The following is a 22,324-nucleotide window of genomic DNA, read 5'->3' as shown; positions in this document are numbered from 1 at the left end:
TTCCCGGCCGTCTTCTGGACAGGGACCGTGGACCGGGGCAGATGTGTGCATACCGATGGCCTCCCGTCCGCCCTCCGTCCGTGCCTCTTCCCCCCGGACGCAGAAGACGAAGCAGCTCCCTTCCGGCGCCCGGCGCGCCGTGGGGAAGGATTCCAGTCCGGGCTGGGGCCGCTGGATGTTTGGCGGGTGGCTGCTGTTCGTCGTCTGGCTCAGCGTGGAGTACGTGCGGCTGCCCGACGTCCGCGCGCTTCAGACGCAGAACCCGCGCACCACCGCGCTCATCACGCAGCGGGCCGAGGAGGCGCTGGCGGAGGGGAAGAAGCCCCGAGTGCGCCAGGCCTGGGTGTCTCTGGAGGCGGTGGCGCCGCACGCGGTGGACGCCGTGCTGAGCTCCGAGGACGCGCGCTTCTACAAGCACGAGGGCGTGGATTGGATCGAGGTGGAGAACGCCCTCGAGCAGTCCGTGCGGAAGGCGCGCCTGGGCCGCGGCGCGTCCACGCTCACCCAGCAGCTGGCCAAGAACCTCTACCTCTCCACGGACCGCAGCCTCCTGCGCAAGGGCAAGGAGTTGCTGCTCGCCCGCCAGCTGGAGACCCATCTGTCCAAGCAGCACATCCTCACGTTGTATGTGAATGTGGTGGAGTGGGGAGAGGGCGTGTATGGCATCGAGGCCGCGGCGCGTGAGCACTTCGGTACCTCGGCGCGGGCGCTCTCCGTGGCACAGGGGGCGATGCTCGCGGGCATGCTTCCCGCCCCACGCCGCTGGCTGCCCGCCCAGAAGCCCGAGACGCTGCGTATCCGGGCTGGCGCCATCATCGGGCGGCTGGAGCGCGAGGGCCGCATCACCGCGACGCAAGCCCGCGAGGCCCAGGCAGAACTCTCGCGCTTCTTCGGCGAAACCTCCGTGCCCGGCTCCGTGGTGGAGGCCATCTCCCGACTGTCCTCGGAGAGCTGAGCCGCGGGCCCGGCCAGGTTTGTGTCGAACGATGGGGACCGTGCTGCGGGGGCCTCTCGCTACCTCGGCGTGTTGATGAGCGTCAGCCGGTGTGGCTCCGGCGTCGCCCAGTTCTGGGGGCTGTTTCCAGACAGCGAAATCCCGTCGAGGATCACGTTGCTGTCGAAGAAGTAGAGTGCCCCGCCCTCCGGTGCCCTGTTGTTACGGAACTCGCCGCCGCGAAACGTCCATTGGTTGCTGGCCGGGAGGTGCGCGGTGTTGACCGCTCCGCCCACGCCTCCGAACTGGGTTCGCGGACCGGTGCATTCGTTTCCGTGGAAGATGTTTCCGGTGGCGACACCCGAGCTGGTCGGCGCAATCAGCATCAGCGCGCCGCCGAACGCGGGCGCCTTGTTGAAGCGGAACTCGTTGTGATTCAGGTTCACGTTCGCGCGTGAGCCAATCCAAAGCGCGCCACCGGCGTTCTCGGAATAGGAGCCCTCCGCGCCCGCGCCGTTCTCGCCGTCGACCTTGTTGCCGTACTCCAAGATGCAGTGTTCCAGGAAGTCCGACCCGGCGTCCGACGTCGCCGCCAGGCGCAGTCCAGCCCAGCCTCGGGTGGGATTGTTGGCGGTGAAGACAATGGGGCTGGCCGCGGTGCCCTGCGCGGTGATTCGCCCATACACGGCGAGCTTGTGGTGTCCCATGAAAACGAGGTGGACGCCGGGCTCGATGGTGAGCCGGCTCCCCGCGGGCACCGTCAAGTCGCCGGTGACCTGATACGGCGAGCCCGCTCGCGTCAGTGTGCGCGTCGTGAGGCTTCCGGAGAGATTCGTCCCATCGGACGTGCTCACGGCGACAGTGGTGCTCGCGGTGGTGCTGCCGCTCTCGTTGGTCGCCGTGAGTGTGTACGTCGTCGTGGCTGTCGGGCGGACCTGCACCGAGCTTCCGCTCACCGCACCCACGCCGTAATCGATGGAGAGGTCCTGCGCGCCGGTGACTTCCCAGGACAGCTCGGCGGACACGCCCGGAGCGATGGTCGCGGGGGCTGCTTCGAAGCGCAGGATGTTGGGGCGGTCCGGGACTGGATCCGGCGAACTGCAAGCGGTGGCGACCGCGACAACGGACGAGAGGGCCAGGACGAAACGACGCGAGTGGAGCATGCCCCCGTTCTATCTCAACAGGGGAGGCCCGATAACCGGGATGGGAAATGGGCCCCACGTGCCGTGCCATGGAACGCCCACACCGGGACGTTCCACATGTTGCAGATGGGAAGCCCGTTGCCATTCCCCGTGATGGGAACAATGGCCGCGAGCTTGTGCGGATGGTTCACCGCGTACGTTCAGGTGACAATGGCCCCCGCCGAGAGCCCCGACAGATAGATGCGGCTCTTGGCGAACTTTCTGATTTACAGTTTTGATATATAAATCAACATCCAAGAGCCAGCGGCTTCTCCTGGCGTGCCTACATCCACGTCGCGTCACACCGGGGACACATCGTGGCGCGCTCATACTCCTCTCGTGGGCCCTCGAAGCCGCAGGCGTAGCATGTCCGCAGTGTCTTCAAGACATGAGCTGCCATGGGAGGTGTGGCCTCCGTGCTCCAACTGGGCGCGGCGCTGGCGGCGGGGAGGGCCATCCCCGGCTCCCAGACGAGCTCGCATTGCAGGTCGGACAGTGGCTCCAAGGGACCGTCGACCACGGCTGCGATGAAGGCTGTCGGAAGCGTGGCCGCCGCGTGGCGCTTCACGGCCAGGTTGCCCGGTGAAACCTGGGGTCCAATCTTCATGTAAGCGGTGACACTCAGGCCCCCAGACAGCACGGTGTTGAGCAGCGATTCACCGAGGTCGATTCCCATGGAGACCTCGCTCGACACCGCCTTCATGTCACTCTCCTTGGGAATCTCCAGGGTGTCGAAGAGCTTCCACGCGGGCCGCACGCGCCCGGCGTTGGGGTGAAGACTCGACTCCACCTGGAAGTGGACTTCATCGAACTCCGGGGGCAGCTCGAGCGGAAGCCGCCACCGCACGACGCGGCCTCCCTCAAGAGGTGGCAGCGGGAACTGGCCCAGCATCCGGTGCGCGGAGCCCTGCTTCTGCCTGCCCATCACCAGCACGGACGACGGGGTCGCGGCGAGGGGCTCGAAGGCGGCCTGGAGCCACACGACGGCGGTGGCCTGCCCGAGTGGATGTCGAATCACGGGCTCCACGTGCAGGTGGACGGAGCCGAACTCTCGGGGTGGGCGTCCGACGTGGTCGAGGACGTCCGCGTAGAAGTCATCCATGCCGCGCATCCTCGCCGAGCCAGTGGTGTACAGACAAACGGGAGTGTCCGGCCTCACTCGCTGCCGCCACTCGTGCATGCGGCCATGTGGGTGGACGGTCGCGGACGCCGTCGTTAGGGTCCGCGCCATGCCCGCCACGCGCTACGGCTTCATCGATACGAAGGGGGAGTTGGTCATCCCCAGCCCCCATGGCACGCCCTTCAGCTTCAACGAGGGCTGGGCCCGGATGCCCGCCGAGAAGGGCTGGGTCTTCATCAACGCGAAGGGGCAGCCCAAGCTCCAGGTGAAGCGTGCCTTCACTGGCTTCAGTGATGGTCTGGCCCTGACGGACGAGGGCTTCATCGACGAAAAGGGCGAGCTCGTGTTGCCCGTGGCCTTCAAGGCGAACTTCACGAAGTACGTCGTGGCCGGGGCGACGTATGAGAATGTGGGGCGCTTCGGCTCGGGGCTCGCGCCGGTGATGCGCGCGGGGGCGAAGTCCTCCGATGCGTACATCAACCGGAAGGGCGAGGTGGTGCTGGATGGATTCGCCGGCGGGCTGGCCAGGCCCTTTTTCGAGGGCAAGGCGCACGTTGTCTTGAAGGCGCGTCCCAAGACGGAGCAAAGCCGGCTCATCGACCCCAAGGGGGAGTGCCTCGCCAGCTTCGGCTTCATGACGATGGGCCGGTTTTCGGATGGGCTGGCGCTGGTCGTGGAGCGTGGGAAGTTCGGCTTCGTGGACGAGTCCGGCGCATGGGTGCTGGAGCCCACGTTCTCGCCTTGGGGCGACACGTATCTGACGGAGTGCGCGTTTCGCGGGGGATTGGCTCCCGTGAAGGTGGAGGGCCGCTATGCCTTCATCGACCGGACGGGGGCCCTGGTCATCGAGCCCCGCTTCCAAGCGGTCCACGGTACGTTTTCGGAAGGGCTGGCGGTCGTGAAGCAGGATGGCTTGTTCGGCTACGTGCGCCCGGACGGAAGCTGGGCGATTCCTCCTCGCTTCGTCTCCGCTCAGCCCTTCTCCCACGGGCTGGCCGTGGTGCTCAGCGGCTGACGGCGCGGTATCCAGGCGCCGGGACTGGCGCTCCGCCCGTGGACGCCCAGGCCCGCGCAAGTAGGCCAGAACACGGGCGGGAAGGGCTGGTCCAACGGCTGCACCGGGAGCGGGACCCTTTCACCTGAAGGTCCATCCCATGCAGCGCTTTGTCTCCTCCGCTCTTGTCGTCCTCCTGTCCACCGGCTGCGCCAGCTCGACGGTGATTCGCTCCAGTCCCAGCGGCGCCAAGGTCCGTTCGCGCTCGGGCGAAGTGCTCGGCCGGACGCCGTACGAGTACAGCGACTCGGCCACCGTCAACAACACGGAGAGCTTCACCTTGGAGTTGGATGGCCACGCTCCCGAGTACGTCACCATTCGGCGCGATCAGTGGAGCGGGGCGCGCACCGCGGGCGGCATCGTCGGAGGACTGTTCGTCTTCCCCGTCTTCGCCACCCTGTTCTGGGCGGCGGACTACCGGGAGTCGTACCACGTAGAGCTCACCGCGCTGCCCGACAGCGAGCCAGAAGCGCCCGCGCCGCCTGTCCGGGCGCGCCGCGCGAGCAGCGAGAAGTCGCCCACTCCCCGCCGCTGAAGGGGACATGGTGGGCGCATGCGCGTCGTCCTCGATGTCCTGATGACAGTTGTCCGGGCCCCGGTGTCTGCCGTCACCAGGGCCCGCGTATCGCTCGCGAGGTGCCTCCCTCCAACTCCTTGAAACCACAGGAGTGCAGTGGCCACACCGTTCGACATAGGCATGGCATGTCGGCTGCAGTGGGACAGGCCATCGCTGTACCGAGCCTTCCACCGACCTTCCGAGGAGCCTCCCATGTCCCCCCGCCGTATCGGTTCGACCCCGCCCCGTTCCGCGACGCTCCCTTCCTCCAAGCTGGCTCAGTCCAAGCTTCCGGCGCGCGCGTCCACGCTCCCCGCCTCGACGCCCACGAAGCCTGTGGCGACCGCGCCCGCGGTGACGGCCACCAAGCCCACGGCGACCCCTCCTGGCGCGACTGCGCCGGCGGCCACGGACTCCAAGCCCCTGAAGCACCCGGGCATGCCCGAGGGGGCGCCCTCCTACAGCCCCTGGGAGCTGAGCACGGGCCAGGCGTCGGACGTGATGGTGAGCGGTGGTGACAACAAGCTCACGGCGCCTCTGGCCGCGAAGCAGAAGCTGTTCGTCGACAAGCCGGGCAGCCCCTTCCAGAAGGACACCTTCGGCGGAACGGTGAGCGGCAACGTGGGTTCGATGCAGGCCTCCACCTCCAGCTACAGCGGCAGTGGCGTGCACCACTACTCGGCCCAGGCCGAGCTACGTGGGCCTCACGTCGGCTACGAGTTGCAGAAGACGCACGCGGGCCGGCTGGGTGTGACCAGTGGCCAGGTCACCGCCGAGGCCAACACGTTCAAGGCGCAGGCCCAGGCCGGTGTGTCGCTCGACAGGAACGAGCACGCCTACACGGCCGCGTTGACGGCCAAGGCGGAGACGGGCGTGGGCGTCACGGCGAGCGCGGGCCACGACTTCAACCGGCACGTCGGCGGGTACGTCAAGGGTGAGGCCAAGGCCTCCGCCTCTGCCTACGCCGAGGGCGTGGCGAGCCTGGACCCGAAGACGGCCACGGCGATGCTCTCGGGGCAGGTGGGCGCGGCCGCCACGGCGGGCGCGTATGCCACGGCGGGTGGCCACGTGGGCCGGCTGCACGGCTCGGTCACCGGGGGTGTGGTGGCGGGCGCGGCGGCCCAGGCGGGCGGCAAGCTCGGCCTGGAGAATGGCTTCCTCAAGCACTCCGCGGACGTCAACGCCGCCGCGGGCGTGGGCACCCACGTGAAGACCGACGTGGCGGTCGACTTGCGTCACCACCTGGAGCCGGGCATCGCGGCGGGCCTGCGCCCCGCGCTCGCTGGCGCCACGAGCGTGGCCTCGCCCGCGAGCACCATCGAGCCGGAGAAGTCCCGCATCGAGAACTTCTTCGCCAAGGCCTTCCACAGGGCCTGACATTCCCCGCCGAGCGGCGGCTTCGATTTTCGCCGCCTCCACTGTTTTACTTAGTAGCTACAAGTGGTTAGCGGTGTCGGCCACCTGTGTTGCACGTATGTCGCACGTCGGAGCAGAGGGCCGGTCGAGAACGCCGACCGCCTCTCTCCGCGTGTCGGGGCTCAGGTGGGCGTAGCGATTCGTCATCTCGATGGTCGCGTGCCCCATCAGCTCCTGAATCACCTTCAGCGGGACACCTCTCATGGCGAGGTGGCTGCTCAGGTTCTCGATGTAGTCGAACGTCTCGCCCGGTCGGCTCGGAGTCTCGCCACCCGCGAGGGCTCGGACTCGCGAACCGTCAGCTCGGCGATGGCAGAGTCGCCCTTGAAGCCCTCCTTCGTGCGGATGACTTCGACTTCGAGCAGGTTGCGACTGAAGCGCGGATAGCGCTCGCCGCAGCCTTCGCGGTGGCAATCTTCGTCAGTGCGTTGTTCACGTTACGTGGGTCCTTCGACTTGGGTTACGTCAGCGGCGAAGTGCGCCGACCCCACGTAGGTGCGTGCGACTTCCGGGAGTGGTTCAACGTTTGGGCTAGGCCCCACACCACGTCGAGTGCCGTCGGATGGCATCGCCTGGAACGGGAAGTGCGAGGACTGTCGTGCTGACTGGGAAAGCCAGAGAGATTGGCCGTCCTGCACAAGGCCCTCGCGACCATCGGGAACTCAATAGCTCCGCTCGTGAGCGCAGCCTATGCACGCTTTGGCTTTGGGCTTGGCAGGCCGCTTCTGGCCTGACCTCCGGCATGGTTCGGGGATACAGGCCCCCTAATTCATCTAGTTAATTACCGTTCAAAGAGAAGTCGGCTATCTCGGACTGTGTAGGGAGTCACGACGAACAGCCCTGGTGTAGGTTGCCGAGGTTCACCGTGGGAGATGAATTATTCACTGCGGGTGGCTAGGAATTCAGCCCCTTTAAGAGCCTCCAGCGGCGAATAGTGCGACTCTCCTTGTCGTACCGCATGGCCCGGACGTTAGAGGGGCGTAACGCGCCCTACAGTGCCCTCCAGGGCGGTTATTGAGCCTGTTTTTAGGTGGGTAGTCACCCCTGATGGATTAAAGCGAGGCATTGCGCGGCATGCTTAAGGCTCGCCGTACGATTGTTGTTTGAAGCGGCGGAAACACCATTGCTTCTCCCTTGATGTGTCTGTACTCTGATTCGGCAGCATGGGCTTGTGTCGATCGCGTTCGCGATTGTCGCGTGCGTCCGGCATGCCTCATTTCTCAGGGAGAAAGCCAGTCGATGGCCGATAAAGCCAAAGAAGATATCCGTTTGGCAGAGCGCCTCTCTCGCGAAGAGTACTTTGAGAGTGAGACCTTCTCGGGTGAAGACCTTCAAGGGGCGAATCTAGGCGATAAGGAGTTCTATCGTTGCGTCTTTGAGAACTGTCAGTTTCACGAGAGTCTCTGGAAGGGGGTGACAATGGAGGCGTGCGCTTTTCGTGGATGTAACGTGACGCGCGCGCAGGTTGCTAACGCGAAGTTTCGGGATGTTCGCTTCGAGAATTCAAAGCTGATGGGGATTGACTGGAGCGACGTTTCTTCGAATCCCGATCTTCACTTCGAGGATTGTGGCTTGTCTTATTGTTCCTTCGTCGGGCTCAATCTGAGGAAGTTGAAATTCCTGCGCTGCGTCGTCCGGGAAGCGAACTTCTTTGATTCGGACCTGACGGATTCGGAGTTCGACGGGTCGGATTTCGGTGGTAGCAACTTCCACGGCTGCAATCTCAACCGGGCGGATTTCTCAGGGGCAAGTGGGGTGTTTCTCGATCCCGCGCGAAACACGCTGAAGGACACACGTGTTCCCCTGGAGTCGGCTATCGACCTTGCACGGACGCTTGGTATGCTTGTAGTCGGCTATCACGACGACGTAAAAAAGCGAGTGGGGCGGAAGGACCGCGGTGCACGCCAATAGTTGCCTTGGAAATACAGTGGGGCAGCATTTGGCAGTTATTGGCGCCCACCGTCGCTCGGCTATCAAGTCTGGCGTTCGCTAGAGCGCCGATCAGGTTACGTCGAGGGAGCAGGCAAGCGGCAGAGGATCGACGCGGGCTGGCGCTGCGCGCATAGGTCACCCCCTCGCGGAGGTGGCTCGTGGAACGCTGGGAGCCGGCTGTGGAGCAGAGCGCACGGGAGCAGCGCCTGCTGAAGCTCGCGGGGAAGAGCAGGAGGCTCTTTGTCTTCCTGCGCGAGCATCGCCACTTCGCTATCCGCTTCGTCACGCCCGAGGACAGGCGCTTCGAGCGCGAGCACGCACTGCTTGTCCGACGCCGCGAGGTGTACCAATGCGCACGTACGCGCCATCCCGAGCGCTGGAGCCGCAACACGCGCAACTGGACACCGATGGGGCCGGTTTGTCTCGGCCACTCTCCGAACCTCACCCCGGCAGTGCAGGCGATGAAGCGCATCGGCTGAACCCTCTCACGCGACAACAACCTTGACGCTCACCGCTCATGTGCCCCTGCGGCGTCTCTGGCCGGTTCGGCCTGGAGTTCAGGCGCCGGTTGGGCTGGCCGCACAGTTCGCGGACCCGGCGTGGCGCGCGAAGTCGCTGGGCGCATGCATTGAGGCGATGTCATTCGTGGGGGATAGTCGCGCCGATGCTCATCGGGATTCCTGCACTCGACGCGACGGACTGGTCACGGCTGGTACACGCCTATGGCCGCGCCACTGACACGCCTGAACACCTTCGTGCCCTGCTCACCGAGGACGCGCGGGCCCGCAACTCGGCCATGCAGCACCTGTGGTCGGCCATCATCCATCAGGGCACCGTCTTCCCCGCGACGGCTCCTGTGGCACTCGTGATTCTCGGGTTGCTCGACGACGCGAGGCTGGATGCGGGCGAGGCGCCCGTTCGCGCGGAGTTGCTCTCGTTCCTGACGCGTGTGGTGGACGCCTTCGAGCGGAGCGGCGCGACGATGGAGGACCTGGAGTCGATGGCCCGGTTCGACCTGGGGCCGCTACTGGACGCGGACGACGATGATGCCATCTACGAGGACGAGGACGCCGCGAACGCGCTCCATGCGCAGTCCGTGCTGGCGTGTGCGCGGGTGGCGCCGTTCCTGACCCGCTCGCTGCTGGCCAACCTGGACCATGCGGATGCCCGGGTGCGCATGCATGCGGCGCTGGCCGCCACCGCGCTCGCCGCGTCGCCGGCGTCGGACGTGCGGCGGGACGAGCTGGTGGAGCGGCTGATGGAGATGGTGAAGCGGACGGTGGATGTGGCGGAGCGATGCTCCTTGCTCCTGGCGCTGGGAGAGCTCAACGTGCCCGTTGATGACTTTCTGTCGGATGCGGAACCCTCGGTGCGCCTCTGCGCGGCGATGGCTCCGTCCCTGGCACGGAGCGAGGTCGCGACACGGGAGCTGCGCACCGCGCTGGAGCAGCATGCCGCGCACATCAACGACTGGTTCCCGGTGAAGCCGCCGCAGCTTCCGATGCAGCCGCGCTTCACGGTCGTCCAGCGGCTCCTGGAGCGCGTCCCTGACTTCGACCTCGTGGTGGACGCGGCCGTAGCGGTCGCGCGGACCACCAAGAAGTCCTGGGTGGATTTCGAGTGGGGCCCCCTCCTCGTCCACGCCTTTCCGAGTGGAGATGGGGTGGTGAGGACAGAAGCACAGCGGCGCTTCCTCGCCGCGCTCGTGGACACCGCGCACCTCTGGGACCCGCGCTTCGGCAACGCAGGGGGGCACTTCCGGAAGGCGGGGCTCCCCTATGAGCGCGACGCGTGCGCGAGGCTCGTGAGCACGGCGTGAAGGGGCGGGCTGCCACGCGCCCCTCGGCTCGGAGGACGCGGTTTGCTCACCCGCCCGAACGGAACACGAGGTTCACGCTCGCGGCGTGAGCACGCCCCTGCCGGGCAGACTTCGCCCAGAGCAGGCATTAACCTCGCGGGATGAACGCCATCCAGCGGATGACCAAAAGTGAATCCATGGAGGAGGAGCAGGAGTGGTTACGATGTCAGGGCATGGCCGGGCAGCCGTCATGGCGCGCCATGTCGCCAGTAGCGCTGTCAAGCGCGCCTCGCTGTCGTGAGACTTCCCATTGAGCCATTCTTCGGACGCCTCCAATCCCACGCCTGCCCTCCGTATCAACCCGGGCTTCGTGCTCGGCCAACTCGCTCGCGCGCTGACATTGTCCGCGGAGAGTCCCGACCTCGAAATCCGCGCACGCAGCACCGCGAAGGTGGCGCATTGGCGGAAGGTGCTCGAGGGCATCTTGACTGGCGCGCTCGACGTCGGCTCTCGCACGCCCGTCGCGGACGCGCCCGCGTGGGCCACCCTGAAGGTGGTGACGGGGGGCTTTGCCACCGGAGAACTCCTCGCTGAGGGCCCCCTCTCACCGCATGAGCAGGCGTGGTTGAAGGAGCTTGGGCCCAGCGCCAGCCACAGCCCGCGAGCGGCACTCAACGCGTACTTCCTCAGTGACGAGGGGCTGACGTTACTCGGGGAGTTGCTGGCCACCGGGGCCTACCGCGTCGACGTCCCCGAGGAAGGTGCCCTCCTGGTCGCCGCATGGCTGCTGCGCCACGGCGCCGCCGAGCAGGCACGCACGATGATCGAGGAGCTGGCGCCCTTCTTCTCCCGGCTGCGGTTCTACCCGGTCCCCCACACGCCCTCCACCGAGGACGGGCTCCACGTCCATCTCCAGTCCGTGGCGGAAACCACGAAGCAACTCCAGCGAGTCCGCCTGCCCCTGGACATCGAGCGGGAACGCGAGTCCGCCGAGGTCTGGACCCCGCTGTACGACGAGCTCGTCAAGTTGTTCCTCGAAACGCGAACCTCCGAAGGGGTCTGTCGGCACTTTCCTGCCACGTGGAGTGAACGCGGCTCGAAGCTGCTCGACACGGTGGCGCGGGCCCGGACAAAACACCTTCTTTGCAAGTGGCCCCACCACTCGAAGAGCCACTTCTCGAAGCTGTGCGACGTGCTCGCCCAGTCGGTGACGGAGCCGGCCGCGTTGACACCGGGGCAACAGCGACGCGTTCAGCATGTCCTCGACGACATCGCCCGAGCGCGCGGGCTGCCCGGCAGCGACCGGTTGCAGGCACTTCGCACGGAGCAGCAACGCGCCGCGGCGCGGCCGACACACCCGGACCTCGCGAGGGTCCTCGTGGCGCGACTTGGCGCTTACTCCAGCGGCGAGGGACTCGACGACCTGGAGCAGGTGACGGCCCCGGTCACCGCGGTGGAGGCAGCTCGACAGGGTGTGGCCGCGGGCGCGGAGTTCCCTCCATCCCTGATACGAAAACTGGTGCGCTGCGCGAACGCCTCGATCGAGGACCTGATTGCACGAAAGGTCGTTACCTCCAGTGAGGTGCTTGCCAGGGTGCTCCCCCAGGTCTCCGCGCACGTAGCGGCACAGGGGGTGAATGACCCCGAGCTCCGGCGGCTGTACGGGCACATCTACGCGGCATTCCGCCGGCGGCGGTCCCTGCTGCTGCTCGACCTTCAATCGCAAGTGAAGCTCCAGGAGCTGCCCTGGGTCCGCGCCATCGACGCCCACCGCACGCCGGACCTGGGCCAGCAGGAGGTGGCGGCCCAGACGCTCGAGCGCATCTCCTCGCTGGCCATCTCGGCGTTCCCCGCCGTGCTCATTCCCAACAAGCTGCTGCAAGAGTTGAGAGCGCTGGCGCAAGCGGCGGGACTGAAAATCCCACTGGTGGAGGAACTGGCGGCGGACATCTTCATGAACGCGTTCTCGCCGAAGTTCGACGAGGCGGCACGACGGGCCGCGGCCTTCGTTCAAGGCAGCCTCTACGCGCGTTATTACGACATCCCAATGGAGCCATCGCTCGGGCCCGACGCCGCGCATCAGGAGCCGTCCCGCCGACAGCGCGTCTCGGATTTCGCTCAACGCTGCCTGGCCCGTGCCCAGGCCGAGGGGCATCAGCCCCGCGGGGTCAGTGGCAACGGGATGGTTATCGAGCAGGCGCAAATCCTGACCACGCACAACCTCGCCGTCCTGTTCGACGCGCTGGGCCTCACGCGAACGCTGCGCCCGCAGTTGCCCGAACTGGCCCGCCGGTGCTTCGAAAGCGTGTGCCAGTTGCTCCTGCGCAAGGCACCGCACTACCAGCATCGGCTCCGCAACGTGAAGAACGCCGCCTACGCATGGCGGCAGATGGTGTTCTTCCTTTCGCTCCTCTCCCCATCGGAGCAGGAGGACTTCGGACATTGGGCTCAGCAGCGCCTGGCCGCGCAACCGCGCCGAATCGCGGAACCGTTCGCACCCGTGCTCACGCGGCTTCTCGCGGTGATCGAGGAGCAAGCTTGGCCCCTGCCTGGCAGGGTGTTCTTTGGCTGGGCCGTTGGCTCACACTGGCTCCTGGGAGCCCCACGACCTGAGCGCGGCTCGGTATAGGCCGCGGCGCCGCGGTGCCTGGGATGGAGGGGGCACGCACCCGCGCGACTGCGCGCGTGCGCACCCCGTCGGGTACTACTGGAGGTCGACCGGAGGCGCCTTCTGCGTCATCTGCTGTGCGTAGTCCGACGCGTGGTCGCGCATGTACCCAATTGGATCCGGGAGCACGCCCAGGCCATTGGTCCGCGAACGCCCGGTGTAGATGAGTTCTCCGCTCTCGTTGATGTAGTGGACGTAGAGGCCGGCCGTGCCGTCAGCGCCGAAGCGCTCGGTCTCCACGCTCCCGACCTGTGTCCCATCGGGGGCCAGGACCTCCTGCATGATGGGGGAACGGTACATGTGCGCGACCGGGATGATGACGCCCTTGGCGCCGGACTGTTTCACGTACTCGGCCAGCTCCTTCTTCATTCGCGGAGGGACGATGAACTGGTCGGTGGCGATGTTCGGGAACGCGTCGCACCACTCGCTGTCCCCCTTCAACTTCTTCACCTTCACCTCGGAGACGTCCTTGCCATACGCGCTCCAGAGCGCCGGCGCGAGGTAGTCCTCGATGTTGCGGTACACCTTGTCGTTGCCCTCCGCCGGATAGGCGCAGGCGAGCATGGGGGTGAGCGCGTAGGGGCTGTCCAACTGGTTCCATTTCCCGCCGGTGAAGTAGCGCGGGTTGGACGTCGCGAGGCCACCGCAGCCAGACAGCAAGGCCATCGCGACAGCGGCGCTCAATGAGATGTGGAAGAAGGATGCACGGCGAGCGGTCATGGAAACTCCTCGAGCAGGTGGATGTGGCTCACGGGAAATTCGTGAGCCACTTGGACGTTCCACCCCGCACCGGGAGTTCCATCGTTTTACGAGGCGTCCACAGACAGGAGCCCAGCACTTTCGACAGGGTGTTAAGCTTTTTCGTTGCCTCTGCTTCCGCATGCGCCTGTCAACGCTTCTCCCGTGTGACGTGGGAAGCGCTGCCGAGCGACGCGGTTCCGGCCTCGCTCGAAGTAGATTTGACGTCGCTCAGGGACGAGGCGTCGCTGGAAAGCCCGCCCGCGTCGGCCCTCCGCGCGCTGGCGTGGTCCGAGTTACCCCGCACGAAGCGCGTCACCAGCGAGTTCTTGCAGATGGCGGCCCCAGCAGGCTGGGCCTGACAGCGTTTGGGATTCCACAATGTCAGGCGGTGTAGGGGGTTCCCACGAGTCCACCCACCGAATGTCTGCCCTAGAATGCTACCAACTCGTATGCATTGGGGGTGTGCCGTGGCAATCACGACCCGACAGCCTGTCTTTCATGCAATGCGAAGTCTGCTGGGCATGGGCTCATCCTCCACTGCGAAGAGTGCCGCGCCGAACTCGACGACGGCGACGAAGGCGTCTGCCGTGGCCCCGGATTGGAGGGCGACGTCGGCGAACCTCATGGAGTCCTTCATCCAGTCCGGATACGTGATTGGAGTCACCAAACCCGGCATCGCGAATCTCGAAAAGAAGATCATGAGCGAGATGGAGGCGTTCGTTCGCGACAACCCGAAGCTGTCGGCGGACGAGCTCGTCAAGGCGGCGAAGCAGGTCACGATGCGTCATCTGTCCATGGCGAGGACGGATGGTCAACGGGAGGCGAAGATCAAGTCGCGCCTTCAGGAGCTCCAGCAAGACCGCTGGGGCTGAATACAGCAGCGGGGGTTCTGGGCCAGAAGTTCCGGGTCGAGCGCGAGGGTTCGGTTGAGCAGGTGGTTGTCGAAGGTGGGAATCCACGTGAGCGTTAGCTTCGGCACCACCATGACCGCCGGAGCGGCACTGCCGCCCACCGTCCCAGCCACCCCGGGTAGAGGGCTCGGGTCAGGCAGACCGTGCCCCAAAAGAGCCCCAGCACCGAGGCCATGTGCAGGACGAAGTACAGTGGCTCGATGGGCAGCTCGGAAGGAGCCTCCAGCTCAAGGGTGAAAGGACCTCCGAGCAGAATCAGATGGCGCGCTACGGGAAGACCGCGGTCAATGACACCCGGCGTACCTTCCTCAGACTCATTGGGAGAGGGACTCCGTGACGCGCTTTGAGCATGCCGCTGAGTAGCGCTTCCCTGTGAATATCGCCAAATCTGATATCTGCCCGTGTATTGAATAAATAGACGGGAGAATACCGGCGCGGGTTCGTGTGCCGTGCGGAAATGGCGGTTGGCCAGCGAGCCTTGCGCGAAGGGCAGGCTCCAACTCGGCCTGATGCGGCGCAATGCCGACGTGCCGGCTTCCCTCCATGCGTGGGGGGGGCCGGTGCTCTCGCCGTCGTCTGGCAGCGCAACGCTTCGGTGGGCCCAGGCCCCTGTGTCAGGGGCCTGGGCAGCTCCGACTCACCGTCAGGCGAGCCGGACCGCGGTTACTTCTTGCCCTTGAAGGAGTCGAGCGTGGGGCAGTAGGTGGCGTATCCGTGACCGGTGAGGGCGCCATTCCCGTAGAGGCCGTTCACGTCGAAGGCCACGAAGTGCGACTCGGGAGGGGTGCCGCCCAGGACGCAGGTGGGGCAGAGCGAGGCCGCCACGGGCGTGAAGGTGAGGCTCGTGCTGTGCAGGAAGAACGCCGTCGTGAGCACTCCCTCAAAGTCGACGAGAGTCGCTGTCGGCTCGCCTGGCGCGGAGCCTACCTGCGGCGTCGCGTCCACCGGCACCCTCACCGCGTGGACATTGACAAGCTGCGGTGGGAGCTCCGATTCCGCGGTGGGGCACTCACCCGGCGCGCCGTTGTTGAGTTCGATCCACAGCTCCCACGGATCCTCCGGGTTCTCCGGCTCTTCGTAGCCGAAGTAGGCGCTCGTCAAGAGGCGCTGGTTCCCACCCAGCTGAATCGTGATTGCGGTCTCCTTGCACTCGCCCTCGCAGACGGTGAACGGATCCGGCTCGGTGCCTCCGTCGGGGTCGGTGCCTGCGTCGGGGTCGGTGCCCGCGTCGGGGTCGGTGCCTGCGTCGGGGTCGGTGCCCGCGTCTGGGTCGGTGCCCGCGTCTGGGTCGGTGCCCGCGTCGGGCTCCGTGCCTGCGTCGGGGTCGGTGCCTGCGTCGGGCTCAGTGCCCGCGTCCGGCTCAGTGCCCGCGTCCGGCTCAGTGCCCGCGTCCGGCTCCGTGCCTGCGTCGGGCTCAGTGCCCGCGTCCGGCTCCGTGCCTGCGTCGGGCTCCGTGCCTGCGTCGGGCTCCGTGCCTGCGTCCGGCTCGGTACCCGCGTCGGGCTCCGTGCCCGCGTCCGGCTCGGTACCCGCGTCCGGCTCCGTGCCTGCATCTGGCTCGGGCTCGGTACCCGCGTCCGGCTCAATGCCCGCGTCGGGCTGAACACCCGCGTCCGGCGTCGGAGCGACGTCATCGGAACCACAGCCAGAAAGTGCGGGAGCGACCGCGAGGGAAAGTATCAACAGGGAGCGTATCGAGAGTCGCAGGTTCATTTCGTTGATTTTCACGGGTTCCTCGCGGAGATGCGAGGGGGCCCGGCCTTCTGCGTCACAGCTTCGTTGCATCGAGGCGGACGTGTCCATATGCCGCGAACACTGTTCCAGGCCGTCTCCAGCGCTTCACGCCGCGCTTTCACGATGTTTCCGGGACTGGCCCGGATGCCCAGCGGCATCCAGGCGTCTGGACGGACGAGCACACCGGAACACATGAAAGGCCGCACCGAGCAGTCCCTCAGCGGAAGCGCCACTGACGTGCAGACTCAAATCATCCCATCCCAACCCGCACCACACCGGCGGAACGCGTCGCGGATGGCCTCCACGAAGTCCGAGGGCAGAGGTCCTTCTCCAGCGTCCGGATGTTTCGCCGCAGGTGCTCCAGCCTCCCGGTGCCCACGATGCAGGTGGACACGCCAGGGACGGGTGCGGCGAAGCGCAGGGCCACATCGCTCCAGTCCAGGCCCCGCGAGTCGAGCGCCAGGGGCCGCATCCGGTGCCTGTACTCGCCGAGGTCATGCGCGCTGGGACGCTCCGCGAAACGCCAGGGCGCATTCCCCAACCACGGAGAAGGCACCGGTCTCGACCGCGTACTCCATGGCGGCGTTGTCACCGGAGTAGGCGGCCGCGCGGACCTTTCCCTTGGAAATGCACCACGTCGAGCACGTCGGTGCGTAAGCGCATGAGGGCCTGGTCCACGCCACGGGTGATGCACTCGGGCATCCAGTCCTCCATACCTGGCACGCCGTAGCCGCACTTGGTGGAGAGGACGAACTCGGAGCGGAGCCCCTGCAGGTGCCGTCCGTCCCAGGGAGCGACGCTCCATGGAACCTCCTCGCATGGCCTGATGGAGCCACGCGTCAGCTGGAGTTCACCGCATGTCACAGGAGCGTTGACGCGGCGGCGCGATGCACCACGGCCTCCAGGGAAGGTCGCTGACGGGCGAACCTGCTCGCCTGCTTCCCTCGAGTCCGGCACCGCCTGCCTGGCTCGACTTCGGTTCATCACGAGTGTTCGGTGCCATCGGAAACAGTTCTTCACTTGCGCTGGATTCGTGGCTCGCTTCGCACCTGCAGCGGTTGGTGCGTGCACTCGCTCCCGGGAGCAATTAGAGCCCGATGCACGCCATGAACCAGTTCCTCGTGCATCGCGTCTCAGGTCTGCTCCTTGTATTCGCGCTCGTCTCAGGAGGCGAGGCAGGCGCGGCGCCCGCGGATGCCCCCCTGGCGTCGGAGGAGTGCGTCGAGGCCGTTCCCGCGGAGCCCCGGCTCCTCGTGCCGGAGCTCGTGCATCCGCCTCGCCGCGCCATCTGGAACGCGCCGGACGGAGGAGGGCGCAATTTCGTTGTGCCCATCGTGGAGATGGGCGCCTTCCACGCCATCTTCTGGGGGACGGCGAAGCTCCTCGGCAAGCCCTACGCGGACATCTCGTTGGAGACCATGCGTCGCAACGTCACCGATGGCTGGGTGTGGGACGAGGATGCGTTCGCGACCAATGCGCTCGGGCACCCCTACCAGGGCTCGCTGGCCTACACCGCGGCGCGCTCGAGCGGCTTCGGTTTCTGGGGCTCGGTCCCGTTCACGGTCGCGTCAAGCGTGTTGTGGGAGCTGTTCATGGAGTCCGAGACTCCATCCACGAACGACCTCATTACAACGTCCATCGGGGGCGTCGTGCTGGGCGAGGTCCTGCATCGCACCGCGCTCGCGATTCTCGACGAAGGCGAACCCACGGTGGCGCGCTCGGTGCTCTCACTGCTCGTCGAACCCGTGGGCGGCATCAACCGATACCTCTTCGGCCGCCGCAAGAACGACTTCCTCCCGGTGCAGGGGAACTTCCTCCAGTTGATGGCTGGCTTCACGAGCAACGTCGACAACTACAACGACATCGACGGAACGCGCTTCGATGTTCCCAACAAGCTGGAGGGGCACCTCGGCGTCGAAATGGTCTACGGCCCTCCGCAGCTCACCGCGGGCGACTATGACCAGCCCTTCGACTATTTCACCCTCACCGCGCGCATGGGCTTCTCGCGCGACACGCTGACGGTGGGCTTCTTCAGCCGGGGGCTTCTCTACGGCGACCGCTTCAAGCTCCGCTCGATTTCGGGACTCTGGGGCCTGATGGCGGGCTACGACTTCGCCAATCCGAACACGCTGCGCGTTTCCACGGTCAGCCTCGGCATCGGCGGCGTGGCGCAGGTTCCGCTCACGCCTCAGCTCACCCTGGACGTCACCGCGAACATGGCCGGGGTGCCGTTTGGCCATGGCGGCGGTCTCACCTCGCCGGAGTCCGCCCGTGACTACCACTTCGGGCCCGGGGCGCAGTCGGCCTTCGAGCTGGGCCTGGTGCGGCGGGGTGTCGGGCGCGTCGGCGTGTCCGTGCGCAACTATCTCATCTCAGGCGCCTTCCTCGGAGAGGGCGTGGAGCTCATCACCTATGCCACCGCGCGTGCCGAGCTCCTGCTCGCCGGGCAACACGGCGTGGCGCTCGAAGCCTTCGTTGCCAATCGCGAGGGCGAGTTCGGCAGCGTTTCCGACGCCATCCGCCAACGTGCGACGCAAATCCGACTGCTTTGGACGGTCTCGAAGGGCTCGGGCTTCGGGACGCGCTGAGGACCCGCGGGAGCGAATTCCAGCCCGAGCGCGACTCCCACTGCTTCGCGCTGTCCGCCCGGAACGGCTCTGAACCTGGCGTGAAGGTGAGGCTCACGTCAGGTCTGCTCCGCGGTGGCTCGGGAGGGCGTGCTCGCCACGAGCCGCCAGCCCTTGGCCCGCTCCTGTTCCAGCCAGAGCGCAGCGTAGACGCCGCGCTTCGCGAGCAATTCGTCGTGCGTGCCTGACTCCGCGACGCGCCCCTTGTCGAGCACGATGATGCGGTGCGCCCGCCGCACGGTGCGCAGCCGATGTGCGATCACGACGACGGTCTTCTTCCTGACCAGTTCGTCGATGGCGCGCTGGATTTCAGCCTCCGCCGACGCGTCGACGGAGGCAGTGGCCTCGTCGAGAAGCACGATGGGGGCGTCCTTGAGGATGGCGCGTGCGATGGACAAGCGCTGGCGCTCACCCCCCGAGAGGGTTCCTCCTCCTTCCCCGAGCAGGGTGTCGTAGCCGTTCGGCAAGGCGGTGATGAAGTCGTGGGCGCGCGCTGCCCGCGCTGCACGCTGGACTTCCTCGAGCGAGGCGTCGGGCCGTCCAACGCGCAGGTTTTCGAGGATGGTGCCGGAGAAGAGGACGACGTCCTGGAACACCATCGCGATGTGCTGGTGCAGTTCCTCGAACGGAATGTCCCGGATGTCGACGCCCCCGATGCGGATGGCACCCTGGCGTGGGATGTCCCACAGCCGCGCCACGAGGTGGACCAGCGTCGACTTGCCTGAGCCCGAGGCACCGACGAGCGCGGTCAGCGAGCGCTCGGGGAACGTCACCGAGACACCGTCGAGCACGGTCTCGTCTTCGTACGCGAAGGACACGGCGTCGACCTCCACGTCGAACTTCTGGATCGACGCCGCTCTCGCGGACGGTTCCGCGAGCGGCTTCTCCGCGAGCAGCCCATCAACGCGACCGAGCGCGCGCTGAGACGCTCGAAGCATGAGCAGTGCCACTCCGAGATCCGCGACCTGACGCACGACCCCTACCGTCACGACGAGGAAGACGAGCAGCACCCCGGGCTGAATCGAGCCGCGCAACGCCAGAGTGCTTCCTGCATACGCCACCGCGACGAAGCTCATCTCGACGACGAAGCCGAACACGGCGAGCAGCGGGGAGGGCAAGACATCGGCGCGAATGAGGGCGTCGCGCAGGCGCTCCATTGCCTTCACGAAGCGCTGGTAGACCTCGCCGTGCCGGCCGAACGCCCGAAGCACGGCGATGCCCTGCACGTATTCGACGACGCGGGCGTTTACATCCGCCGATGCCTCGAGCACGGCTTCGAACTCACGCACGAAGAGGGGCGTGGTCGCGGCCAGCACGAGGAGCGCCACCGGTAGGGCGGCGAGGATGACGAGCCCCAGGCGCCAATCGAGGAAACAGAGGCCGAGACCAACGAGCATCGGCAGTGCGAAGCTCGCCGTGAAGATGCCGATGGTGTGCGACCACACGTCTTCGACAAGCGCGACATCGGTGGTGAGCACGCCTGCCAGTTCACCGCTCCTTCGCTGCGTGAAGAACCCCATGGGCAGGCGTCGCAGGTGGTCGGCGGTGCGGATGCGCGCTTGCCCCATGAGCGCATGCGCGGCGACGAAGATGTTGGACATCGCTCCGATCGAGAACGCCAGGCGCAGCAACACTGAGAGCGCGATGCCGCCGGTGAGCCACCACGTCAGGTGCATCGATAGCCGGTGCTCGAGCGCTTCGCGAACGAAGAAGAGGACCAGTGCGTAGGGCGCGGCGACCGCGAGTGCCTCGGCAAGGGCGAAGAGAAGGCCGCGCCGGAGACGTGCGTCCTTTCGGCCCGCGAGCCGCTCGCCGAGCATGAAGAGTTCCCTGAGCATCACACCACCTCCGTCTGAATGTCAGGAGTGCCCGGCTCGCCCAGTGACCAGTCGAGCGCTTCGGTGTGACTGCGCCAGAGTTGCTGGTACAAGGCGCAGCGCGCGAGCAATTCGTCGTGTGTCCCCTGGTCATTCACGCGCCCGCCGTCGAGGACGACGATGTGGTCCGCGGTGGCGATGGTCGAAAGCCGGTGCGCGACGACGAGCACCGTCCGCCCCGCGCACAGCTCGGACAGCGCTTCTTGGGTGCGCGCCTCATTCTCGGGGTCGGCGAAAGCCGTCGCCTCGTCGAGCAGCAGCACCGGGGCGTCCTTGAGGAGCGCCCGCGCGATGGACAGGCGTTGCTTCTCACCCCCGGAGAGGCGGGCGCCGCGCTCGCCGAGCAGCGTGTCGTACTTCCTGGGAAGCGCCTGGATGAAGTCGTACGCACGCGCGGCGCGACATGCGGCATCGACTTGCGCATCGGTGGCATCTGGCCGAGCGAGACGCAGGTTCTCGCGAACAGTGCCATGGAAGAGGAAGACGTCCTGGAACACCATCGAGAGGTGGGAGATCAGTTGGTCGAGCGGGAGCGCGCGCACGTCGACGCCGCCGAGTTCAACCGCGCCGTTCGTCGCCTCCCAGAGCCGAGGCACGAGCCTCACGAGCGTCGTCTTGCCAGCGCCCGAAGGTCCGACCAGTGCCGTGACCTTGCCCGCGGGCGCTTCGAAGGAGACGTCGCGGAGGACCTCCGAACCGCCGTCCTCGTAGCGGAAGCTGATGCCACGGAACGCGACGCCATCGTGCGTGGGGCGCGCGGCGCTCGTGGGAGTCTCGAGGTCGGGTGCCGCGAGGATGGCCTGGATGCGCGCGTTGCCCGCCTGGATGCGGTCAACGTTGCCCCACGCGAACATCAGTCGCATCATCGACATGAGGAGCTGTGGCCCGAGGACGAGGAAGAGCACGAGCGACTCGAGCGAAAGCGTGCCGCGCGTGTAGAGCCAACCGCCCATGGGGACGAGGACGACGAGGCTCGAGCCGATGAGCGCGCCGAACGCGCCGTAGCCGCGGCCGTTGGTGCGCATGAACCCCTCCATCCACGCGAGCCCTTCCTCGATGGAGCGCGAGAGGTCGCTGAAGCGCCGCGCGGACAGGCCGAAGGTCTTGATGACGTGGATACCCCGCAGGTATTCGAGCAGCGAGCGGTTCATCCGGCTCTGGAGCTCGTTCCACTGTTGATGGGCCTTGCCGACCTCGCGCATGGCAACCGCCATCGCCACGACGGCGAGTGGCGCCATCACGAGGCTGGCGAGGGCCATGCGCCAGTCAATCCACAGGAGGGCGACGGCTGTCGCGAGTGGGACGACGAGCGCGGTGACCGCATCCGGGAAGTGATGGGCGACGAACGCCTCGATCTGGTTCACGTCGTCCATCAGCGTCTTCTTCAGCTCTCCCGCGCCACGATGGCTGAAGAACGAAAGCGGAACGGCGCCGAGCTTCTTCGCGAGCCGCACGCGCAGGTCATGGAGGATGCGGAACGCGGCGATGTGCGCCAGCATGTTCGCGGCGGCGACGAGGATGTAACGCAACGCGAGCGCACCCGCGGCGAGGAGGGCGAGCGCGCGAACCGCGTCGAGGTCCGGCGGGGTCGCGTAGATGGAGGTCGCCATGCGTGCGACGACGAAGAACGGCACCAATGCGAGGGCCGCCGCGAACGTCGACGAGAGCGCGGCCCCGGCGACGAGCGGCCCCTGTGGTCCGAGAAGCGCCCCAAGGCCCCTGAGAGGACGTTCCTCGGCCCGCGTGGTGGGGGAGTCGGCGCTCATGCTCGCCTC

Annotated in this window: 17 protein-coding genes and 1 pseudogene; 10 read left to right on the top strand and 8 right to left on the bottom strand. The window is 66.6% G+C overall.

The genetic code is table 11. From position 1 onward, the window contains the following. Positions 1 to 55: 55 nt before the first annotated feature. Positions 56 to 955, top strand: coding sequence for a monofunctional biosynthetic peptidoglycan transglycosylase (gene mtgA, locus OZ403_RS27985; protein ID WP_140794406.1), 900 nt, complete (start codon positions 56 to 58; stop codon positions 953 to 955). Between the two features lie 59 nt (positions 956 to 1,014). Here mtgA and OZ403_RS27980 read toward each other — a convergent pair whose 3' ends face one another. Together OZ403_RS27980 and OZ403_RS27975 are read right to left on the bottom strand one after the other, a co-directional pair. Then, on the bottom strand, positions 1,015 to 2,097 hold the full coding sequence (locus tag OZ403_RS27980) for a hypothetical protein (RefSeq protein WP_268782216.1): 1,083 nt from the start codon (positions 2,095 to 2,097) through the stop codon (positions 1,015 to 1,017). A 301-nt stretch (positions 2,098 to 2,398) separates the two neighbouring features. Continuing rightward, a complete protein-coding gene (locus OZ403_RS27975) occupies positions 2,399 to 3,217 on the bottom strand; it encodes a hypothetical protein (RefSeq protein WP_140794404.1) in 819 nt (272 codons plus the stop codon). Between the two features lie 127 nt (positions 3,218 to 3,344). Here OZ403_RS27975 and OZ403_RS27970 point away from each other — a divergent pair, with 127 nt between their 5' ends. The 3 genes from OZ403_RS27970 to OZ403_RS27960 all read left to right on the top strand — a co-directional run bounded on the left by OZ403_RS27970 (position 3,345) and on the right by OZ403_RS27960 (position 6,222). Next, complete coding sequence (locus OZ403_RS27970) at positions 3,345 to 4,250, top strand: WG repeat-containing protein (protein ID WP_268782215.1); 906 nt, start codon at positions 3,345 to 3,347, stop codon at positions 4,248 to 4,250. Positions 4,251 to 4,389: 139 nt separating this feature from the next. Then, on the top strand, positions 4,390 to 4,824 hold the full coding sequence (locus OZ403_RS27965; protein ID WP_237079850.1) for a hypothetical protein: 435 nt from the start codon (positions 4,390 to 4,392) through the stop codon (positions 4,822 to 4,824). Positions 4,825 to 5,058: 234 nt separating this feature from the next. Continuing rightward, positions 5,059 to 6,222 (top strand): hypothetical protein, encoded by a 1,164-nt coding sequence (locus OZ403_RS27960; protein ID WP_268782214.1) that lies wholly within the window; start codon positions 5,059 to 5,061, stop codon positions 6,220 to 6,222. Positions 6,223 to 6,279: 57 nt separating this feature from the next. On the opposite strand, the pseudogene OZ403_RS27955 reads toward OZ403_RS27960, so the two are convergent. Then, positions 6,280 to 6,480: pseudogene (locus OZ403_RS27955) on the bottom strand (tyrosine-type recombinase/integrase); the annotation flags it as partial. 1,020 nt (positions 6,481 to 7,500) lie between these two features. Here OZ403_RS27955 and OZ403_RS27950 point away from each other — a divergent pair. The 4 genes from OZ403_RS27950 to OZ403_RS27935 all read left to right on the top strand — a co-directional run bounded on the left by OZ403_RS27950 (position 7,501) and on the right by OZ403_RS27935 (position 12,620). Next, on the top strand, positions 7,501 to 8,172 hold the full coding sequence (locus OZ403_RS27950) for a pentapeptide repeat-containing protein (protein WP_140794401.1): 672 nt from the start codon (positions 7,501 to 7,503) through the stop codon (positions 8,170 to 8,172). A 179-nt stretch (positions 8,173 to 8,351) separates the two neighbouring features. Then, the gene (locus OZ403_RS27945; RefSeq protein ID WP_140794400.1) at positions 8,352 to 8,672 is read left to right on the top strand and encodes a hypothetical protein; all 321 of its coding nucleotides are present in this window, start codon (positions 8,352 to 8,354) and stop codon (positions 8,670 to 8,672) included. 185 nt (positions 8,673 to 8,857) lie between these two features. Then, positions 8,858 to 10,012 (top strand): hypothetical protein, encoded by a 1,155-nt coding sequence (locus OZ403_RS27940; protein WP_268782213.1) that lies wholly within the window; start codon positions 8,858 to 8,860, stop codon positions 10,010 to 10,012. A 289-nt stretch (positions 10,013 to 10,301) separates the two neighbouring features. Further along, positions 10,302 to 12,620, top strand: a complete 2,319-nt coding sequence (locus OZ403_RS27935; RefSeq protein ID WP_268782212.1) for a hypothetical protein — start codon at positions 10,302 to 10,304, stop codon at positions 12,618 to 12,620. Between the two features lie 75 nt (positions 12,621 to 12,695). Here OZ403_RS27935 and OZ403_RS27930 read toward each other — a convergent pair whose 3' ends face one another. Both OZ403_RS27930 and OZ403_RS27925 read right to left on the bottom strand, forming a co-directional pair. After that, the gene (locus OZ403_RS27930) at positions 12,696 to 13,379 is read right to left on the bottom strand and encodes a hypothetical protein (protein WP_140799500.1); all 684 of its coding nucleotides are present in this window, start codon (positions 13,377 to 13,379) and stop codon (positions 12,696 to 12,698) included. 517 nt (positions 13,380 to 13,896) lie between these two features. Next, a complete protein-coding gene (locus OZ403_RS27925) occupies positions 13,897 to 14,025 on the bottom strand; it encodes a hypothetical protein (RefSeq protein ID WP_257792120.1) in 129 nt (42 codons plus the stop codon). On the opposite strand from OZ403_RS27925, the gene OZ403_RS27920 reads away from it, so the two are divergent. Then, the gene (locus tag OZ403_RS27920) at positions 14,024 to 14,272 is read left to right on the top strand and encodes a hypothetical protein (RefSeq protein WP_140876643.1); all 249 of its coding nucleotides are present in this window, start codon (positions 14,024 to 14,026) and stop codon (positions 14,270 to 14,272) included. The two genes, OZ403_RS27925 and OZ403_RS27920, sit on opposite strands and share 2 nt — an antisense overlap. A gap of 702 nt (positions 14,273 to 14,974) precedes the next feature. Here the strand turns inward: OZ403_RS27920 and OZ403_RS27915 are convergent. Then, complete coding sequence (locus tag OZ403_RS27915) at positions 14,975 to 16,039, bottom strand: hypothetical protein (RefSeq protein ID WP_268782211.1); 1,065 nt, start codon at positions 16,037 to 16,039, stop codon at positions 14,975 to 14,977. A gap of 1,112 nt (positions 16,040 to 17,151) precedes the next feature. Between OZ403_RS27915 and OZ403_RS27910 the strand changes: the two genes are divergently transcribed. After that, positions 17,152 to 18,633 (top strand): DUF3943 domain-containing protein, encoded by a 1,482-nt coding sequence (locus OZ403_RS27910; RefSeq protein ID WP_268782210.1) that lies wholly within the window; start codon positions 17,152 to 17,154, stop codon positions 18,631 to 18,633. Positions 18,634 to 18,731: 98 nt separating this feature from the next. On the opposite strand, the gene OZ403_RS27905 is transcribed toward OZ403_RS27910, so the two are convergent. Both OZ403_RS27905 and OZ403_RS27900 read right to left on the bottom strand, forming a co-directional pair. Beyond that, positions 18,732 to 20,510, bottom strand: a complete 1,779-nt coding sequence (locus tag OZ403_RS27905) for an ABC transporter ATP-binding protein (RefSeq protein ID WP_268782209.1) — start codon at positions 20,508 to 20,510, stop codon at positions 18,732 to 18,734. After that, positions 20,510 to 22,315 carry an ABC transporter ATP-binding protein gene (locus OZ403_RS27900; RefSeq protein WP_268782208.1) on the bottom strand — a complete coding sequence of 602 codons (1,806 nt, stop codon included), beginning with the start codon at positions 22,313 to 22,315 and terminating at the stop codon, positions 20,510 to 20,512. Before OZ403_RS27900 ends, OZ403_RS27905 begins: the two co-directional genes overlap by 1 nt. Positions 22,316 to 22,324 lie beyond the last annotated feature (9 nt).

The organism is Myxococcus sp. NMCA1 (genome assembly GCF_026810205.1).
GTDB classification, from domain to species: domain Bacteria; phylum Myxococcota; class Myxococcia; order Myxococcales; family Myxococcaceae; genus Myxococcus; species Myxococcus xanthus_A.
This window is presented reverse-complemented; position numbering and strand designations above follow the sequence as displayed.

What these genes read in the sequence shown, in the direction of transcription:
- mtgA (WP_140794406.1), top strand. Translation starts at nt 56, where the DNA reads ATGGCCTCCCGTCCGCCCTCCGTCCGTGCCTCTTCCCCCCGGACGCAG.
- OZ403_RS27980 (WP_268782216.1), bottom strand. Translation starts at nt 2,097, where the DNA reads ATGCTCCACTCGCGTCGTTTCGTCCTGGCCCTCTCGTCCGTTGTCGCG.
- OZ403_RS27975 (WP_140794404.1), bottom strand. Translation starts at nt 3,217, where the DNA reads ATGGATGACTTCTACGCGGACGTCCTCGACCACGTCGGACGCCCACCC.
- OZ403_RS27970 (WP_268782215.1), top strand. Translation starts at nt 3,345, where the DNA reads ATGCCCGCCACGCGCTACGGCTTCATCGATACGAAGGGGGAGTTGGTC.
- OZ403_RS27965 (WP_237079850.1), top strand. Translation starts at nt 4,390, where the DNA reads ATGCAGCGCTTTGTCTCCTCCGCTCTTGTCGTCCTCCTGTCCACCGGC.
- OZ403_RS27960 (WP_268782214.1), top strand. Translation starts at nt 5,059, where the DNA reads ATGTCCCCCCGCCGTATCGGTTCGACCCCGCCCCGTTCCGCGACGCTC.
- OZ403_RS27950 (WP_140794401.1), top strand. Translation starts at nt 7,501, where the DNA reads ATGGCCGATAAAGCCAAAGAAGATATCCGTTTGGCAGAGCGCCTCTCT.
- OZ403_RS27940 (WP_268782213.1), top strand. Translation starts at nt 8,858, where the DNA reads ATGCTCATCGGGATTCCTGCACTCGACGCGACGGACTGGTCACGGCTG.
- OZ403_RS27930 (WP_140799500.1), bottom strand. Translation starts at nt 13,379, where the DNA reads ATGACCGCTCGCCGTGCATCCTTCTTCCACATCTCATTGAGCGCCGCT.
- OZ403_RS27920 (WP_140876643.1), top strand. Translation starts at nt 14,024, where the DNA reads ATGGAGTCCTTCATCCAGTCCGGATACGTGATTGGAGTCACCAAACCC.
- OZ403_RS27925 (WP_257792120.1), bottom strand. Translation starts at nt 14,025, where the DNA reads ATGAGGTTCGCCGACGTCGCCCTCCAATCCGGGGCCACGGCAGACGCC.
- OZ403_RS27910 (WP_268782210.1), top strand. Translation starts at nt 17,152, where the DNA reads ATGAACCAGTTCCTCGTGCATCGCGTCTCAGGTCTGCTCCTTGTATTC.
- OZ403_RS27905 (WP_268782209.1), bottom strand. Translation starts at nt 20,510, where the DNA reads ATGCTCAGGGAACTCTTCATGCTCGGCGAGCGGCTCGCGGGCCGAAAG.
- OZ403_RS27900 (WP_268782208.1), bottom strand. Translation starts at nt 22,315, where the DNA reads ATGAGCGCCGACTCCCCCACCACGCGGGCCGAGGAACGTCCTCTCAGG.